The 16,779-nt window shown below is 69.7% G+C and carries 14 protein-coding genes; 5 read left to right on the forward strand and 9 right to left on the reverse strand.

All coding sequences use genetic code 11. The features are described from left to right. Positions 1-12 precede the first annotated feature (12 nt). The 3 genes from K340_RS35015 to proC form a co-directional block, all read right to left on the reverse strand. The gene (locus tag K340_RS35015; protein ID WP_015746237.1) at positions 13-114 is read right to left on the reverse strand and encodes a 30S ribosomal protein bS22; all 102 of its coding nucleotides are present in this window, start codon (positions 112-114) and stop codon (positions 13-15) included. 180 nt (positions 115-294) lie between these two features. Then, positions 295-525, reverse strand: a complete 231-nt coding sequence (locus K340_RS0107435) for a helix-turn-helix domain-containing protein (protein ID WP_029136262.1) — start codon at positions 523-525, stop codon at positions 295-297. Between the two features lie 277 nt (positions 526-802). After that, positions 803-1,633: a pyrroline-5-carboxylate reductase gene (gene proC, locus K340_RS0107440; RefSeq protein WP_029136263.1), complete on the reverse strand. Its 831-nt coding sequence runs from the start codon at positions 1,631-1,633 to the stop codon at positions 803-805. Between the two features lie 77 nt (positions 1,634-1,710). On the opposite strand from proC, the gene K340_RS0107445 reads away from it, so the two are divergent. Together K340_RS0107445 and K340_RS28155 are read left to right on the forward strand one after the other, a co-directional pair. Then, positions 1,711-2,955, forward strand: a complete 1,245-nt coding sequence (locus K340_RS0107445) for an MFS transporter (RefSeq protein WP_029136264.1) — start codon at positions 1,711-1,713, stop codon at positions 2,953-2,955. Between the two features lie 182 nt (positions 2,956-3,137). After that, positions 3,138-6,851, forward strand: coding sequence for an NPCBM/NEW2 domain-containing protein (locus K340_RS28155; protein ID WP_161632068.1), 3,714 nt, complete (start codon positions 3,138-3,140; stop codon positions 6,849-6,851). Here the strand turns inward: K340_RS28155 and ispD are convergent, their stop codons facing one another. Together ispD and K340_RS0107460 are read right to left on the reverse strand one after the other, a co-directional pair. Next, a complete protein-coding gene (gene ispD / locus K340_RS0107455; RefSeq protein ID WP_029136265.1) occupies positions 6,852-8,054 on the reverse strand; it encodes a 2-C-methyl-D-erythritol 4-phosphate cytidylyltransferase in 1,203 nt (400 codons plus the stop codon). Between the two features lie 40 nt (positions 8,055-8,094). Then, on the reverse strand, positions 8,095-8,577 hold the full coding sequence (locus tag K340_RS0107460) for a CarD family transcriptional regulator (RefSeq protein WP_029136266.1): 483 nt from the start codon (positions 8,575-8,577) through the stop codon (positions 8,095-8,097). Between the two features lie 291 nt (positions 8,578-8,868). Between K340_RS0107460 and K340_RS34025 the strand changes: the two genes are divergently transcribed. Then, positions 8,869-9,546 (forward strand): copper chaperone PCu(A)C, encoded by a 678-nt coding sequence (locus tag K340_RS34025; RefSeq protein ID WP_051265356.1) that lies wholly within the window; start codon positions 8,869-8,871, stop codon positions 9,544-9,546. A gap of 16 nt (positions 9,547-9,562) precedes the next feature. Beyond that, positions 9,563-10,792, forward strand: a complete 1,230-nt coding sequence (larC, locus tag K340_RS0107470; protein ID WP_029136267.1) for a nickel pincer cofactor biosynthesis protein LarC — start codon at positions 9,563-9,565, stop codon at positions 10,790-10,792. Here the strand turns inward: larC and larB are convergent. Genes larB through uidA form a run of 3 tightly spaced genes read right to left on the reverse strand, consistent with a single transcriptional unit; the run spans position 10,789 to position 14,211 of the window. Then, a complete protein-coding gene (gene larB / locus K340_RS0107475) occupies positions 10,789-11,523 on the reverse strand; it encodes a nickel pincer cofactor biosynthesis protein LarB (protein WP_029136268.1) in 735 nt (244 codons plus the stop codon). The genes larC and larB overlap by 4 nt on opposite strands. Then, positions 11,516-12,376 (reverse strand): ATP-dependent sacrificial sulfur transferase LarE, encoded by an 861-nt coding sequence (locus tag K340_RS0107480; protein WP_029136269.1) that lies wholly within the window; start codon positions 12,374-12,376, stop codon positions 11,516-11,518. Before K340_RS0107480 ends, larB begins: the two co-directional genes overlap by 8 nt. 26 nt (positions 12,377-12,402) lie before the next feature. Beyond that, positions 12,403-14,211, reverse strand: coding sequence for a beta-glucuronidase (gene uidA / locus K340_RS0107485; RefSeq protein WP_029136270.1), 1,809 nt, complete (start codon positions 14,209-14,211; stop codon positions 12,403-12,405). Positions 14,212-14,366: 155 nt separating this feature from the next. On the opposite strand from uidA, the gene K340_RS0107490 reads away from it, so the two are divergent. Continuing rightward, positions 14,367-15,386, forward strand: a complete 1,020-nt coding sequence (locus K340_RS0107490) for a LacI family DNA-binding transcriptional regulator (RefSeq protein WP_029136271.1) — start codon at positions 14,367-14,369, stop codon at positions 15,384-15,386. Here the strand turns inward: K340_RS0107490 and K340_RS0107495 are convergent. Further along, positions 15,371-16,777 carry a lactate racemase domain-containing protein gene (locus K340_RS0107495; RefSeq protein WP_029136272.1) on the reverse strand — a complete coding sequence of 469 codons (1,407 nt, stop codon included), beginning with the start codon at positions 16,775-16,777 and terminating at the stop codon, positions 15,371-15,373. The genes K340_RS0107490 and K340_RS0107495 overlap by 16 nt on opposite strands. Positions 16,778-16,779: the final 2 nt, after the last annotated feature.

The following is a 16,779-nucleotide window of genomic DNA, read 5'->3' on the forward strand; positions in this document are numbered from 1 at the left end:
CCGTCGGAGCGGTTACTTGCCGGCCTTGCGACGCGCGACGCGGGTCTTGCGCAGCAACTTGCGGTGCTTCTTCTTGGCCATCCGCTTACGACGCTTCTTGATGACAGAGCCCATGTGTTCCAACCTCGAGATCGCTATGCCGCTGTTGCTGCGGACTTGACATGTCTGGACGTACGAATCAGGCCCCGTGGGTCAGGCACGGGCGCCTGGAGCCTGCCGAGCAGTCTACCGGCTGCGAGCAGCGATGATCACCAGCCCGTGAGGGCCGTGACCGGCCACCTGCGCCGGCCACCATCATCCGACGTCGTTGAACGCCGTCCGGAGATAATCGTGCACCGCACGCTCCGGCACCCGGAACGACCGGCCGACCCGAACGGCCGGCAACTCGTTCCCGTGCACCAGGCGGTACACCGTCATTCGCGAGACGCGCATCAACGAAGCCACCTCGGCAACCGTCAGAAAACGCATCTCCGCCAGCGACGCGTCCGCGGGGACGCTCGCTTCCTTCTTCGGCTCAGCGGCCATAGTCCTGTGCACCGTCTCTCGGCACGCATCACGCCACCGGGCTTCCCCTCCGGTGGACACAGTCGCGCTCGTGCTGGAAGCACTCTAGCGTTACTGGTGGTACAGATGCGACAGGAACCTCTATCCCAATGAGAGCAAATCCTGTCGGAGGCGCGCTCGAGCTGTCGGATAAATTTCTGAATCGTCATCCGTTCGAGTGGTATTCGTGCGGCATCGGGGGGTCACCCCTGGGATCTCGTCCCGCGTACTGGTAAGCGCGCCCGGCCGGCAACCAAGGTCAGTGGTGCGCCTTGCCGAGCTCGCCGGAGCGGATCGCCGCGGCCTCGATGGCGGCCAGCAGCGCCGCCCGGACGCCGTGGTTCTCCAGTTCCCGGATCGCCGCGATCGTGGTCCCCCCCGGGGAGGTGACCGCCTCTCGCAGCGCGACCGGGTGCTCGCCGGAATCGCGCAGCATGGTCGCCGCGCCGACCGCCGACTGGATGATCAGGTCGGTGGACACCGCCCGCGGCAGGCCGAGCAGGATTCCGGCGTCGATCATCGCCTCGACCAGGAAGAAGAAATAGGCGGGTCCGGAACCGGACAAGGCCGTCACCGCGTCCTGCTGGTTCTCCGGCACCCGCACCACCTTGCCGACCGAGCTGAGCAGCTCCTCCACCGTTGACAGGTGGGCATCGGTGGCGTGACTGCCCGGCGAGATGGCCGACATCGCCTCGCCCACCAGCAGCGCCGTGTTCGGCATCACCCGCACCACCGGGGTGCCGGCCGGCAGATGCCGCTCGTACAGCGCCGTTGGCAGTCCGGCGGCCAACGAGACGACCAGTGTGCCGGGAGTGATCGCGGCCGCCAGCTCGACCAGCAGCGGCTCGATGTCCTGCGGCTTGACCGCCACCACAAGGACGTCGGCAGTCGCGGCCGCTTCGGCGGTGCCGACGGCCGGTACCCCGTAGTGGGCGGTGAGCTCTGCGCACCGGGCCTCGTAACGTTCGGTGAACATCAGCGAGCTCGGCGCCCGCCCCGCCGACACCAGTCCGGAGAGCAATGCCTCGCCGATCTTGCCGGCGCCGAGAATGGCGATCCGGTAGTCGCCGGTGTCTTTTGCCACAGTCATGTCGGCCAGCATCCCATCCCGGCGCAGCGGCCGGACGGGTGGTCCGGGCGCGCCGGGAGGACCCCTACGCTGAGCCGGTGAGTCGTCCAGCAGCCACCGCCCGGTCGCCCCGGGTGGGCCGAGTACCCGGCTGGCTGGTACTGGTCTCGATCCTGATCCTGGCCTTCAACCTGCGTCCGGCGGTCAACGCACTGGGTGCGGTGATGCCCGAACTCCGCGCCGACACCGGGCTCTCCGGCGGCGCCGCCGGCCTGTTGCTGGCCCTGCCCACCCTCTCGTTCGCCATCCTCGGGATCGGCGCACCGGCCCTGGCCGCCCGGATCGGCTCCCATCGCACGGTGTTGTTGGCCGTGCTGGCGATGATCGGCGGTCAGCTGGTCCGTTCGCTGCTGCCCGGCATCCCGATGCTGTTCATCGGTTCGGTGCTGACGCTGGCCGGGATCGCGGTGGGCAATGTGCTGTTGCCCGGGCTGGTGAGGCTGCACTTCCCGAATTCGGTGACTGCGGTGACAGCCGGGTACACGGTGCTGCTGACCAGCGGCGGGGCGATCGGCGCGGCCGTCACCCTGCCGTTGGAACGGAGCTTCGGCGGCGACTGGCGCCTCGGCATCGGGCTGTGGGCCCTGCTGGCCGGGCTCGCGCTGCTCCCGTGGATCGCCACCGTGATCGCGGTCGGCCGGCCGGGCAACCTTCAGCAGGGTCCGCGGCGGATCCCGGTGTCGCAGCTGCGGCGATCACGGGTGGCCTGGGCGATGGCCGGCTATTTCGGGCTGCAGTCGCTGCAGGCCTACGTGATGTTCGGCTGGCTGCCGGAGATCCTGGTGGACGCCGGGATGACGGATCAGCAGGGTGCGTTCCAGGTGTTCATCCTGGCGGCGGTCGGCATCCCGATCGCCGCGATCGTGCCGTGGCTGCTCGGCCGAATGCCGAACGCCAGGGTGCCGATGACCGCGATGGCGCTCTGCTACCTGGGCGGCTATCTGGGGTTGATCCTGGCGCCGAACACCACCACCTGGCTCTGGTCGATCTTGATCGGGCTGGGCGGTGGCGCCTTCCCGACCGCGCTGACCCTGATCGCGCTGCGGGCCAGGACACCGGGCGGGACGATCTCGCTGTCCGCCTTCGCCCAGTCCGCCGGCTACCTGATGGCCTCGGCCGGGCCCATCCTGTTCGGCCTGCTGCACGACTGGACCGGCGGCTGGACCTGGCCGCTGATCATGCTCTGCGCGCTGGTGGTCGTGCATCTGTTCGTCGGGCTGACGATCGCCCGGCCGCGATACTTCGAGGACGACCTGCCGGCGCTCGCACCGGCGACCGCCTGAGCCGTCCGGCGCCCGGACGGCCCCGCTGAGTGCCCGGCCCCGCTGCGTGCGCGGCCGCGCCGCCGGGCTGGTCCGATCGGGCTTTTTCACCCGCAAATGTGGCCCGGACTAGTGACAACTCCCCCCGAATGCCGTAGGAACAGACCCACCAACTGTCCAATGTTGCGCGCCGGAGGCTCTCTATGATCATGAAACGTCATCGCTGGATCGCGCAGGTAGCGATCCCGCTGCTCGCTGCCGGGCTGCTCGTGCCTGCCGGCGCCGTCGGCGCCTCGGCCGATCCGACGGCCGATTCAGTCGCAGCGGTGGCCGCAGCGCCGTCCGCGGCCGGCCAGGTCGCCGACATCACCGCTGCCGAGCAGGTCGACCGGCACACGGTGACGTTCACCGCCGGCGCCGGGGCGCTCCGGGTCACCGCCACCACGAACGCGACCCTGCACGTCGAGTTCGCCCAGGACGGCACCTTCACCGACCCGAACAGCGCACCCTCGGACCCGACCGCGCCGGACGAGCCGATGATCAAGGACCCGGCGGCGCCCAGTGGCACGCTGAAGCTGGCGACCACCGCAACCGGCTACCGGCTGAGCACCCCGGATGCATCGCTGACCGTGACCAGGTCGGCGCCGAAGCTGACCCTGCGGAATGCGGCCGGTTCGGTGCTGTTCGCCGAAGCGAGCCCGTTGTCCTGGACCGAGGCGGGCACCACCCAGACGTTGACGCCGAAACCCGGCGAGCAGTTCTTCGGTGGCGGCGAGCAGAACGGCGCCTACAACCACACCGGCAAGACGATCAACGTGGCCAACAGCTTCAACTGGAACGAGGGCGGCTACAACAACTCTCAGCCGTACTACGTCTCCACCGCCGGCTACGGCGTGTTCCGCAACACCTTCGCGCCTGGCAGCTACACGTTCGCCGACGGCGCTGCGGGCATAGGCGGCGCGCCGACCACCACCACCGAGAACGAACAGCGGTTCGACGCCTACTACTTCGTCGGCGACATGAAGACGGTGATCGGCGCCTACACCTCACTGGTCGGCAAGCCCTTCCTGCCGCCCATCTACGGCCTGGAACTCGGCGATTCCGATTGCTATCTGCACAACGCCAATCGCGGCGAGCGGCACACGCTGGACGCACTGGACATCGCCCAGGGCTACGTCGACAACGGCATGCCGAACGGCTGGATGCTGGTGAACGACGGTTACGGCTGCGGCTACGAGAATCTCGCGGAAACCGGTGACGGTCTGCAGCAGCGCAACATGGCGCTGGGGCTGTGGACCCAGGACGGGCTGGCGAACATCGCCGACGAGACGGCCGCAGGGGTGAAGGTGCGCAAGCTGGACGTCGCCTGGGTCGGCCCCGGCTACCGGTTCGCCCTCGACGGTTGCCAGAGTGCCTACGACGGCATCCAGAACGGATCGGATGCCAGAGGCTTTGTCTACCAACCGAACTCGTGGGCCGGTGCCCAGCGCTGCGGCGTGCTGTGGTCCGGTGACCAGTCCGGTTCGTGGGACTACATCCGCTGGCAGATCCCGACCTACGCGAGCTCGACGGTGTCCGGGATCGCCTACAACACCGGAGATGTCGACGGCATCTACGGCGGATCGCCGAAGACCTACGTCCGCGACCTGCAGTGGAAGGCGATGCTGCCGACCACGATGACCATGGACGGCTGGTCCGGCTACGACAAGCAGCCGTGGCGCTACGGCGAGGAGTACAACGCGATCAACCGCAAGTACCTGCTGCTCAAGGAACGACTACTGCCGTACTCCTACAGCTACAGCGCGCAGGCCCATGCGACCGGGGTCGGCCAGGTCCGCCCGCTCTACCTGGAGTACCCGAACGACCCGGTGGCGGCGAGCGACGCGGCCAAATACGAGTTCCTCTCCGGCGACGACTTCCTGGTCGCCCCGGTCTACTCCGACACCTCGGTGCGCAACGGCATCTACCTGCCGAAGGGCACCTGGGTGGACTACTGGACGCACCGCACGTACACCGGCCCGACCACGATCAACGGCTACCATGCGCCGCTGGACACCCTGCCGCTGTTCGTGAAAGCCGGTGCGGTGGTACCGATGTGGCCGGAGGGCACCACGTCGTGGCAGACCAGGGACAAGACCCAGCTGGACGTCGACATCTACCCGCAGGGCCGCTCGTCGTTCTCCCTCTACGAGGACGACGGCGTGACCCGGCAGTACGCCGCCGGCAAGTCGTCGACGCAGCAGATCTCGGTGGCCGCCCCGACGGCAGGCAACGGCAAGATCACCGTCACGCTGGGCAAGATCGACGGTCGCTACACCGGCCAGGTCGACAATCGGGCCTACAACCTCGCGGTGCACTCGCCGGTCCAGCCGAAGAACGTCAAGGCCGGCAAGAAGAAGCTCGACCAGGTCGCCGATGCCGACGCACTGGCCGGGGTGGCCACCGGCTGGTACTACGACGGCGGCATCGCCCACATCAAGACGCCGGCGGTGGCCCGCAACGCCGCGCTCGACGTGGTGATCTCCGGCGGCGCGTCCGTGGTCAGCAAGAAGAACGACTCGGCCGGCGCGGTGTCGTTCACCGCGCCCGCGATGGCCACTCCGGGATCCACGTCCGAGGTCCAGGTGACCTTCCGCAACGACACCGACGCCGTGGTCACCGGTCTGCGGCTGAGCCTGACCTCCGACAACGCCGGCGTCACCGGCACCCCCGCCGAGGTTCCGGTCCGAACGACGATCGAGCCGGGGGCGTCGGCGACCGTCCCGATCACCGTCACGGTGGCCGCTGACGCGACGCCGGGAACCGCGGTGCTCACCGCTTCGGCGCGCTACACCGCCCGCGGGGCAAGCTATCTCGGCGACTTCTCGGCGGAGACGGTGGTGCCGTATCCGAACGTGGCCGCCGCCCTGGACAACAACGGCGTCACCGATCTGGCCGGCTCGGCCGACGGCCGGTGGGACGGATCCGGTGCCGGGGCCGGCAGTTTCGTCTCGGAGCAGCTGGTGGCCGCCGGCCTCACCCCCGGCGCCTCGGTGACCGCCGGGTCGCTCAGCTACACCTGGCCGGACGTGGCGCCGGCGGCCGACGACAACATCGCTGCCGCCGGTCAGACCATCGCGGTCTCCGGCCGCGGGAACGCCCTTGGCATCCTGGGATCCGGCAGCAGCACCGTCGCTTCCGGCCCGGTGACGGTGACCTACACCGACGGTTCGACCAGCACCGGGACGGTCGGACTGACGAACTGGTGTTGCGTGGCCACGGCGTTCGGCAACACCAAGGTCGCCTCGTCGAAGGGCAAGTACATCAGCGGGCAGGCCGGGGTGCAGTACCCGACCGTCGACTACTCGGTGTTCTCCACGACCCTGCGCATCTCACCGACCAAAGAGGTTGCGGCGGTGACGTTGCCGTCGAACTCGGCGATGCATGTGTTCGCCGTCAGCGTCGGCTCGACGGCGCTTCCGCCGCCGCCGCCGGCCGGCGACTCCTGGGTCAGCGACCTGACCGAGATCAGCTCGAGCAACGGCTACGGCCCGGTGGAGAAGGACCAGTCCAACGGAGAGAACCGCGCGAACGACGGCAACCCGATCACCCTGGGCGGGGTGGTGCACGCCAAGGGCCTTGGCACCCACGCGCCATCGACCGTGTCGTACAACCTGTCCGGCCGGTGCACGAAGTTCACCGCGACCGTCGGGATCGACGACGAGATCGCCGACTACGGCTCGGTGATCTTCACCGTCAGGGTGGACGGCGTCGACAAGGTGATCTCGCCGGTGCTGACCGGCAGCTCGGCCCCGGTGGATCTGACGGCCGACGTGTCCGGAGCCGACTACCTGGATCTGGTGGTCACCCCCGGCGCCTCGTCGATCTCCGGCGACCACGCCGATTGGGGGTCGGCGAAGCTCAGCTGCAGTGCCTGATCAACTGCTGCGGCCGGCCACTGCGCTGTTCCGACTGACCAGCAGCGCCGTGGCCTGGGCCGCCCGGCCCTCGCCACGGCCGGTGAGCCCCAGTCCGTCGGTGGTGGTGGCGGCCACCGACACCGGGGCACCGACCGTGGTGCTCAGCGTTTGCTGAGCCTCAGTTCGTCGGTCCGCGAACCGCGGCGTATTGGCGATGATCTGCACCGCGACGTTGACCACGTCGAAGCCGGCCAGCGCCACCAGGCGAACGGTCTCGGCGAGCAGGGTGGAGCCGGCGGCGCCGGCCCACTGCGGGTCGTCGGTGCCGAAGACGCTGCCCAGATCGCCGAGGCCGGCCGCCGTCAGCAGCGCATCGCAGATCGCATGCGCCGCGACGTCGCCGTCCGAGTGACCGGCGCAGCCGTCGTCGTCCGGGAACAGCAGTCCGGCCAGCCAGCAGGCCCTGCCCTGCTCGATCGGGTGCACGTCGACCCCGATGCCGACCCGCAACCCAGAGCCCGAAGCCGGCAGCGGCAGCTCCCGGCGGGCCCGGACGGCAGCCAGGTCGGCGGCCGTGGTCACCTTGGCCGCCTCGGCATCGCCGGGGACGAAATCAACGGTGACGCCCAGGTTCTCGACCAGCGAGGCGTCGTCGGTGGCCGATCGGCCGCCGGCCGAAGCGTGCCGGTAGGCATCCCGCAGCAACCCGGGTTCGAAACCCTGCGGGGTCTGCACGGCACGCAGGCCGGCCCGGTCGATGACGCCGCTGCTGTGCTCGTTCCGGCTGCCGTCGGCGGCCAGGTCGGTCAGCACACCGCGCACCGTGTCGGTGACGGGAAGGACCGGGACGACCGCGCGGGAACCCGCACGGACGGCAGCGATCACCCGCCGGACCAGCTCGGGGGGAACGAAGGCCCGGGCGGCGTCGTGCACCAGGATGACATCGCAGTCGCTGCCGGCGGCCAGCAAGGCGGCCGCGACGGACGCGGTGCGGTCGGCTCCCCCGGCTACCACGGTGATCTCAGGGCCGAGCAGCGTTCTCGCCGGGTCGAGCTCCGACTCGGGGACGGCGACCACGACCCGGTCGACACCGCCGGCCAGCAGCGCCTGTACGGCGTGCAGCAGCAGCGGACGCCCGTCCACCTCGACGAAGGCCTTCGGCACGCCCAGCCCGAGACGTTCGCCCCGGCCGGCAGCCGGAACCACGGCGATGACCGTCATTCCCGCGCTCGTTCAGCAGGCTCGATCCGGTGTGACGCGGTCAGGAAGCGAGGACCTCGTCGAGGATGACCTCGGCCTTGTCCTCGTCGGTGTGCTCGGCCAGCGCCAGTTCGGACACCAGGATCTGCCGGGCCTTGGCCAGCATCCGCTTCTCGCCGGCGGACAGGCCACGCTCGCGATCGCGGCGCCACAGGTCGCGAACCACCTCGGCCACCTTGTTCACATCGCCGGAGGCGAGCTTCTCCAGGTTGGCCTTGTAGCGGCGCGACCAGTTGGTCGGCTCTTCGGTGTGCGGCGCCCGCAACACCTCGAAAACGTGGTCAAGACCCGTCTGGTCGACCACATCCCGAACACCGACGATCTCGGCGTTCTCGGCCGGAACCTTGACCGTCAGATCGCCCTGGGCGACCTTCAGAACCAGGTAGAGCTTTTCCTCGCCCTTGACCACGCGGGTCTCGGTGGCCTGGATCAAAGCGGCCCCATGATGGGGGTAAACAACAGTCTCGCCGACCTTGAAAACCATGAGTGCGGTTCCCCTTTCGCCTACCTCAGCTTACCACGATCTGAACCGCCGTTCTACTCGTTGTCGCAGGTCAGGCCCTATGACTGGGGTTGACAAACCGCCCCGTTCCGTGCTGTCGGGGCAATCGGAACCCCGATCGGGTGCCGCGCGGGTGCCCGCCGTCGGTCACTGAACGGGCGCCCGGACCGGTCCGCCGGGCGCGTTTGGGCGTGCCCGGCGCGCACCTGTGGACCGAAGACGACTAATCTGCAGAGGCCATCGCTCGCTCGCTCGAACCGAAGGGGTCCGCCAGTGTCTTGGGAACGGCCAGCCCGCAGCCGCAGTACGTCCGATCTCGGCGCCCGTCGGCGGAGTGCTCGCGTTGCGCTGATCGCGCTGGCAGCGACGTTCACCCTGTTGCTGTCCGGTTGTGCCGCCGGGATGATCTCGCAGACCGCCCAACAGGTCCCGGCGATCGACGGTGCGAACGGAAATGCCGGCGCCATGGGCGTCCGGAACGCGCTGCTGGCCACCCCGGACGCGGCGAACTACCCGGAGGGCAGCGATGTCCCCCTGCTGCTGGTGCTGACCAACAACGGCAATGCCGAGGACTCGCTGACCGGTGTCAGCTCGCCGGTCGCCGGCTCGATCGAGCTGTCCGGTGCGATCAAGGTCCCCGGCTACGGCTCGGTCACCGTCAGTGCCGACAGCAAGTTGACCGCGACCCTGACCGGCGCGAAGAAGACACTGTGCTTCGGCCAGGCGTTCCCGGTCACCTTCTCCTTCGCCCAGGCCGGCCAGCTCACGCTGAACGTGCCCATCCAGATCCCGAAGGAGCGCACCGGGCCGCGCGAAACCATCGACATCCAGCCGCCGCATCCGACCCCGCTGTGGCTGACCGGTGCACACGAGGCGGCCGCGACCGCCGCCGCTTCGCCCGCGCCTTCGTCAGGCCCGTCGGCAGCGCCGGGCACTTCCTGCAACGGCTGACCGGCGGGCCGCCGGTGTGACCGCCGACCGCCGGGTGTTGTGGCTCGACGCCACCGCCGGGGTGGCCGGCGACATGTTGCTGGCCGCGCTGGTCGACCTCGGGGTCCGGCTGCCCGGCATCCAGGCCGCCGTCGACGCGGTGATCCCGGGCACCGTACTGCTCCGGCAGCGCGAGGTGAGCCGGGCCGGACTCCGGGCACTGAAGGTCGACGTCGAGTTGGTGGCCACCGATCAGCACCACCGGAGCTGGCGGGAGATCCGGAATCGGATCGTCGCGGCCGAACTGACCGAGGGCGCGCGGGCGAACGCCCTGGCCGCGTTCGGTGCGCTGGCCGCCGCCGAGGGGCGGGTGCACGGAGTCGCGGCCGACGACGTGCACTTCCACGAGGTCGGGGCCTGGGACTCGATCGCGGACCTGGTGGGCAGTTGCGCGGCGCTCGACTCGCTCGGGGCGGACCGGGTGACGGTCAGCGAGATCGCCCTCGGCTCGGGCACCGTTCGCGCCGCTCACGGCGTGCTCCCGGTGCCGGTGCCGGCGGTCACCGAACTGATCGCCGGCTGGTCGGTGACCTCCGGCGGCGACGGCGAGCTCGCCACCCCGACCGGAGTGGCGCTGCTGACCACCCTCGCGGCCGGTACCGGGCCGCTGCCCGCAATGACGGTGCAGCGGGTCGGCGTCGGCGCCGGCAGCCGGGATCGACCCGATCGCCCCAACGTGGTCCGCGCGGTACTGGGAACCTCGGCGGCGACCGCACCGGCCGCCGGCACGACCCGGTTGACGATGCTGGAGACCACGGTCGACGATCTCGACCCGCGGCTGTGGCCGTCGGTGCTCGACGCGCTGCTGGCCGCCGGCGCCGCCGACGCCTGGCTGACGCCGGTGCTGATGAAGAAGGGCCGGCCGGGCCAGGTGCTCTCGGTGCTGGCCGAACCGGCGCTCGCACCGGCGCTGCAGCAGATCGTGCTGGCCCGCACCTCGACGCTGGGGGTACGCAGCTTCGGAGTACAGCGCACCGCTCTGGACCGTTGCTACCTCGATGTCGAACTGGCCGGCGGGACGGTCGCGGTGAAGATCGGCCACCGCGACGGGGTGGTGCTGCATGCCACCGCCGAGTATTCCGACGCCGCGGCCGCCGCCGACGCGACCGGCCGCACCGTCGCCGATGTGCTGGCCGAGGCCGAGGCCGGGGCCAGGGCCGCCGGCGTGGTCCCGGGTGCCGGCCTGCCACCCGGGGTCAGGAATTAGCCCACCGGTTCCTCCGCCGGGCCTCCGGCAGCTTCGAACGGTGCCGCGATCTGAGCAGCCAGATGCCCTGCGCCGTAACCGTTGTCGATATTCACCACACCGACCCCGGGCGCGCAGGCATTGAGCATGGTGAGCAGCGGCGCCAGCCCATCGAAGGCCGCGCCGTAGCCCACCGAGGTCGGCACCGCGACCAGCGGCGCACTCACCAAACCGGCCACCACCCCCGGCAGCGCGCCGTCCATCCCGGCGACCACCACGATCACCCTGGCCGCGCGCAGCCGCTCAAGGTGCTTGGTGAGCCGGTGCAGCCCGGCCACACCGACGTCGACCACCAGTTCGGTCGCCCGGCCGAGGTAGCGGGCGGTCAGCTCGGCCTCCCTGGCGACCGGCAGGTCGGACGTCCCGGCAGACAGCACCAGCACCGTTCCGCCGGTGGCCGGTGGGGGTTCCGGTGGCCAGGCGAGTAGTCGAGAGGTGGTGTCGTGCAGGGCATCCGGCAGCTCGGCGAGGACAGCGGCGGCATGTTGCGGGCCGGCCCGGGTGAACAAGGTGACGCCGGTCGCCCGACGGCCCTGCGGCCCGGCTGATCTGGCGGCGACAACTGCGGCGATCGCACCGACCTGCTCGGCGGTCTTGCCTTCGCAGTAGATCGCTTCCGGGTAGCCGCGCCGCCGCATCCGATCGACGTCCAGATCGGCGATCCCGGTCAATGGGTCCGGATCGTCAGCCATGGTTCACGGTGACCAAAGGCAGGGTGAACGCGCCCGACTGGATGCCGGCCAGGTCCAGTGCCACGAAACGGAATCCGGCCGCCCGGACCGCGGCGAGCAGCTGGGTCCGCAGCGGATCGGCGGTGGCCGGGGCCAGGTCGGCCGACGGCAGTTCCAGCCGGGCGATGTCGCCGTGGTGTCGCACCCGGCAGTCGGCGAACCCGAGGGCCCGGACGCCGGCCTCGGCCCGCTCGATCTGCCCGAGTTTGATCGGGTCGACGCTCTCGTGGTGCGGGATCCGGGAGGCCAGGCAGGGAGCGGCCGGTTTGTCGGCGCACGGCAGCCGCAGCGCGCGGGCCAGCGCCCGCACTCCTACCTTGTCGATCCCCGCCTCGGCCAGCGGCCGGAGCACCCCGTGCTCGGTCGCGGCCAACGCGCCCGGACGATCCGGGCGGATCACGTCATCGGCGTTCTCGCCGTAGGCAACGGCCGAAAGGCGCTGTTGGACAACGAGTTCGTCATCGATCCTGGTGAACAACTCGTTCTTGCAGTGGTAGCAGCGGTCCGGCCCGTTGGCCCGGTACGCGGGGTTCGAGCCCTCGTCGGTGAGCACCTCGACCACCGGCGCCCCGATGAACGCCGCCACCTGGTGCGCCGCCGCCCGCTCGTCCGCGGCCAGGCTCGGTGAGACGCCGAGGACGGCGATCACCCGCTCGGCGCCGAGGGTCCGGACGGCCAGAGCCAGCAGCAGCGCGGAATCGACGCCGCCGGAGAACGCCACGCCGAGCCGGTCGACACCGGCCAACTGATCGGCGACCCTCTCCGCAGCCGCCCGCTGTTCGCCGAGGTCCGCCGACGGGTCCATCCGTGTCATGGTGTCATCTTGCCCCGGCCGGGCGATCAGTTCCCTGCGCGCCAGCGTCGGCGCATCAGCTGCGCCGCCGCCTTCGGCCTGCGGTCCCGGGTGAACACACCCTTCTTGTTCCCGTCCACCCGCATGATCCCCGGGGTGGTGGCGAAGTCGGCGAAGTTCCAGATGTGCTCGCCGACCACCTCGTCGATCGAGTCGAACACCCGGTGACTCATCTCCAGCAACTCGACCTGGTACTCCTCGCTCCACGGTTGCGGGGTCACCGAGTGCAGGCCGGCCAGCGTGTCGGCGCCGTACTCGGTGATGATGATCGGCTTGCCGTCGCTCGCCCAGCCGCGCAGCTCCTCCGCCAGCGCGATCTCGGCGTTCGGCAGGTCGCCGGTGTTCACGTACCAGCCGTAGTAGCGGTTGATCATCAGCACGTCGCCGAACTGCGAGACCCGGCACTTGCCGTGCGGGGCCAGCATCACGTTGACGAAGCCGACCGGCCGCGACGGATCCGCCTCGCGGGCGACGTCGAACAGCGGCCGGAAATAGGCCTCCGCAGCTGGTGTATCTGATTCAGGCTCGTTCGCGATCGACCAGAGCACCACGCTCGGGTGGTTCTTGTCCCTGGCGATCAGCTCCCGGATCGCCTGGGCATGCACCTGCTGGGTCGTCTCGTTGATCGTCTCGGCCGAGAAGGTGGTGTAGCCCTGCGAGCCGAAGATCCCCCCGCCCAGACCCATGTTCATCCCGACCGCGGCGGTCTCGTCGATCAGCACGATGCCGTGGGCGTCGGCGTAGTCGATCACGTCCTCCGAGTACGGATAGTGCGACGTCCGGAATGAGTTGGCGCCGATCCAGTCGAGCAACTTGAAGTCGTGCACCAGGTGCGGATCGTTGTGCCCCTTGCCGATCACCTCGAGGTCCTCGTGCTTGCCGAAACCCTTGAAATAGAACGGCTCGCCGTTGATCAGGAACTCCGCGCCGCGGACCTCTACGGTGCGGATGCCGACGTTCAGCCCGTAGCTGTCCAGCACCGTGGCATCGTCCGCTGCGCCGTCGGTGATCTCGACCGACAGCCGGTACAGATAGCCGTCGCCCGGTGCCCAGGGATGTACGTCCGGCACCGTCAGGGTGCCGGACTCACCGGAACCGGTGGCCACCTCGGTGCCAGCGGCGTCGGCCAGCGAGACCCTGACCACGGGGCTGACGGACCCCTCGACCGTCACCGCGGTTGCAAGTTCGGCGGTCCAGTCGACGGTTCCGGTCGATCCGTCCAGCCCGGTGACCACGGTGACGTCCTGCACCCTGGTGGCCGGGGCGCAGTACAGCCACACCGTGCGGTGCAGGCCGGCATAGTTGAAGAAGTCGTGCCAGTAGCGCTGCCTCGGCCCGTCCGGGGTGTCCTCGATGACGCCCGGCGGCACGCTGGAGAACGAGAGCGAGTTGTTGACACAGGCGGTGATCCGCACCGTCGTACCCGGCGTCACGTGGTCGGTGACGTCGGCCTCGAACGGGGTGTAGCCACCTTCGTGGCTCATCACCTCGGTGTCGTCGACCCACACCGTCGCCCGGTGGGTGGCCGATTCGAAGTGCAGCACGATCCGTTCGCCGGCCCAGCCACGTGGCACGGTCACCGTGCGCTGGTACCAGATGTCGCCGACGTAATCGCGAACCGCCGGGTCGGCGGCGATGTCGTTGAAGCTGGCCGGCACCGCCATGTCCTCAGTACCCGGCAACGCACCGGCGAACCAGCGATCGGCGCGCCCCGAGCCCTCTCGGTCCAGCGCGAACGACCAGATCCCGTTGAGGGACTTGCGATCGCGGGTGGGAGAATCCTGGGGGCGCAGCATGGCGGCGGTCCTTCCTGCGAGTGGTTTCGGCTCCTCGGCGGATTGCCGGTGGTTGCCGGTGGTAGGTGCTGCATCCATTGGCTCCCGGAACCGTGCGCCACAGCAAGTAGTTGCCAGCTGTTGCCATTCGGGCACCGCCTCCCTAGCCTTCGAAGATGGAGCGGCGGCCGACGATCTACGACGTGGCCCGCGAGGCGGGGGTCGCGCCGTCGACGGTGTCCAGGGCGTACGCCCGGCCGGGCCGCGTCAACTCGGACACTGCCAAGGCGATCTTCGAGGTCGCCGAACGGCTCGGTTATCGCAGCACCGCCCTTGGCGGTGCGACCGGGGCCGAACGAGTTGCCACCGGCTCCATCGCGCTGGTGATCGCCGACGTGACCAACCCGTTCTACGCGGAGATCATCAACGGCGCGTACTCGGCGGCACACCAGGCCGGTTACAACCTGATCCTGTCGCACACCGGCGAGTCGCCGACGCTGGAACGCAACGCCATCGAGCACGAGTTCGCCCACGTCGACGGGGTGGTCATCGCCAGTTCCCGGATGAGCGACTCCAGCCTGCGGATGATGGCCAAGCAGAAGGCGATCGTGTTGCTCAACCGGACCATCCCGGAGGTGAACTGCGTGGTGAGCGACAACCCGCGCGGGGTCCGCCGGGCGGCCGAACACCTCGGAATGCTCGGCCACGACACCGTCACCTACGTGGCCGGTCCGGAAACCAGCTGGGTGGACGGGATCCGCTGGCGCTCACTCCGGGAGGCCGCGCTCGAGCTGGAACTGAAGTTGAAACGGATCGGACCGAACCAGCCGAACGTGCAGGCCGGTCTGCGGGCGGCCCGTCAGGTGGTCGAGAGTCACGCGACCGCCGTGCTCGCCTACAACGATCAACTCGCGATCGGCGTCATCAAGGGCATCCAGGCGCTCGGGCTGCGGGTGCCGCAGGACATCAGCGTGGTCGGATTCGACAACATCATCCTCGACGAAATCGTCTCCCCCGCGCTCACCACCGTCGCCGCGCCGCTACGGGCGATGGGCGCCAACGGGGTGACGAACTGCATCGCGGTGGCCGGCGGCGCACGCACCAAGGGCCAGCCATTGTTGTTGCCGGTCAAGCTGATCGAGCGCGAGTCGACGGCGCACCGGTCGGCCGCCGGCGGCGGTCAGCGGAGCCGGTAGAGCACCTCGCCGGCGCGGTGCACCACCAGGGTCTCCGGATCCGCTTCGTAGGCGGCGATGTCGATGCCCGCCGGGTCCAGGTAGCCGAGGTTCACCGAGTGGCATTCCTGCTCGGGGATGCCGGTGGCCAGGGTGACGTCCACCCGCAGCGTCTCCTGACCGGTCGCGGGGTCGTAGCTGCCGGCGCCGCGAAGGTGGGTGGAATGGGCCAGCACTCCCCAGTGCACGCCGGAGAAGCGGTCCCACTGTTTCACGAAGTAGTCGCGACAGTGGTAGCCGACGTCGTGGATCTGCGGATGGCTGGAGGCGATCTCGGTGATGTGCGGGGCGTACAGGATCACCTCGCCGCCGTCGGCGACGATCGGCTCCACCTTGTAGAAACCCTTGGCGCCGGTCCAGATCTCGTCGTACATCTCGGGAACGATGGACAACACCCGGCGCACCGGGCGGTCCAGATACTGCACGTGGGTCGCGGCGCAGACCTGCGCAGCGTCGGCCCAGCTGCTCAGCGTGCTGCCGAAGGACACCGAGTGCAGACCCGAACTGCGCGTTGCACTTCCGGCCGGTGCCCGCCCTGCCTCGGTACCGGCCGCGGCAATCCGGTGCCCGCCGATCCCGGCGTCGTCGTCCGCGCTGATCTCGGCGTCCGAGTCGGTGCTGTCGCTCTCCGCGGTGACGACGCAGAAGGCGATCTTCTCGGCCGGGATCAGGGCGGCGCCGTCGTTGATCAGGGCCCGCACCGGGGTGATGCCGGTGGTGCCGATGATCTCCGCCGAGGTGATCAGGGCGCCGAGCCAATGCGAGACGTCGATGATCTTCTGCCCGGCGACGCCGGGGAAGAAGTACTTGTTACCGCCGGAGATACCGACCACTTCGTGCGGCAGCACCGGCCCGAGCACCAGCGCGACGTCGTGCTCCACCACCGCCCGGTTCAGCAGCACCTGCACCTCCGCGCTCATCCGACCCTCGGACAACTCGGCGATGCGGGCGGCAGAAATCGTGCCGAGGTCGGCGAACGTCTCCGGCTTCCACCACTCGTGATTGATCACGGTGGTGCCCGGATAGGAGTCCTGGAGGTGTCCTGCCCGGTAGCCGAGATGGACGGCCAGTGCCTGCTCGCTCATCGCGGCATGGGTGCCGAGGGCGACCAGCACGGTGATCCTGGACGCACGGCCGTAAAGCGCACCGTGCACGGCCCGCAGCAGCAGCGGCATCGGACAGTTCCGGGTCCCGTCCGGGACCAGCACGCAGACGCTGCGTCCGTCAAGGTCGTGACCCGCGAGCTGCCCGGCGACGAACTCCGTCACCTCGGCCTCGGTGAGCTGCCCGGTCGGTCCGCCGAGGCGGACGGCAAGGTCCGTCGGGTCCCCGGTGTCGGTGATGGTCGTCATCG

The sequence above is a fragment of the Nakamurella lactea DSM 19367 genome, from assembly GCF_000426645.1.
Lineage (GTDB): Bacteria > Actinomycetota > Actinomycetes > Mycobacteriales > Nakamurellaceae > Nakamurella > Nakamurella lactea.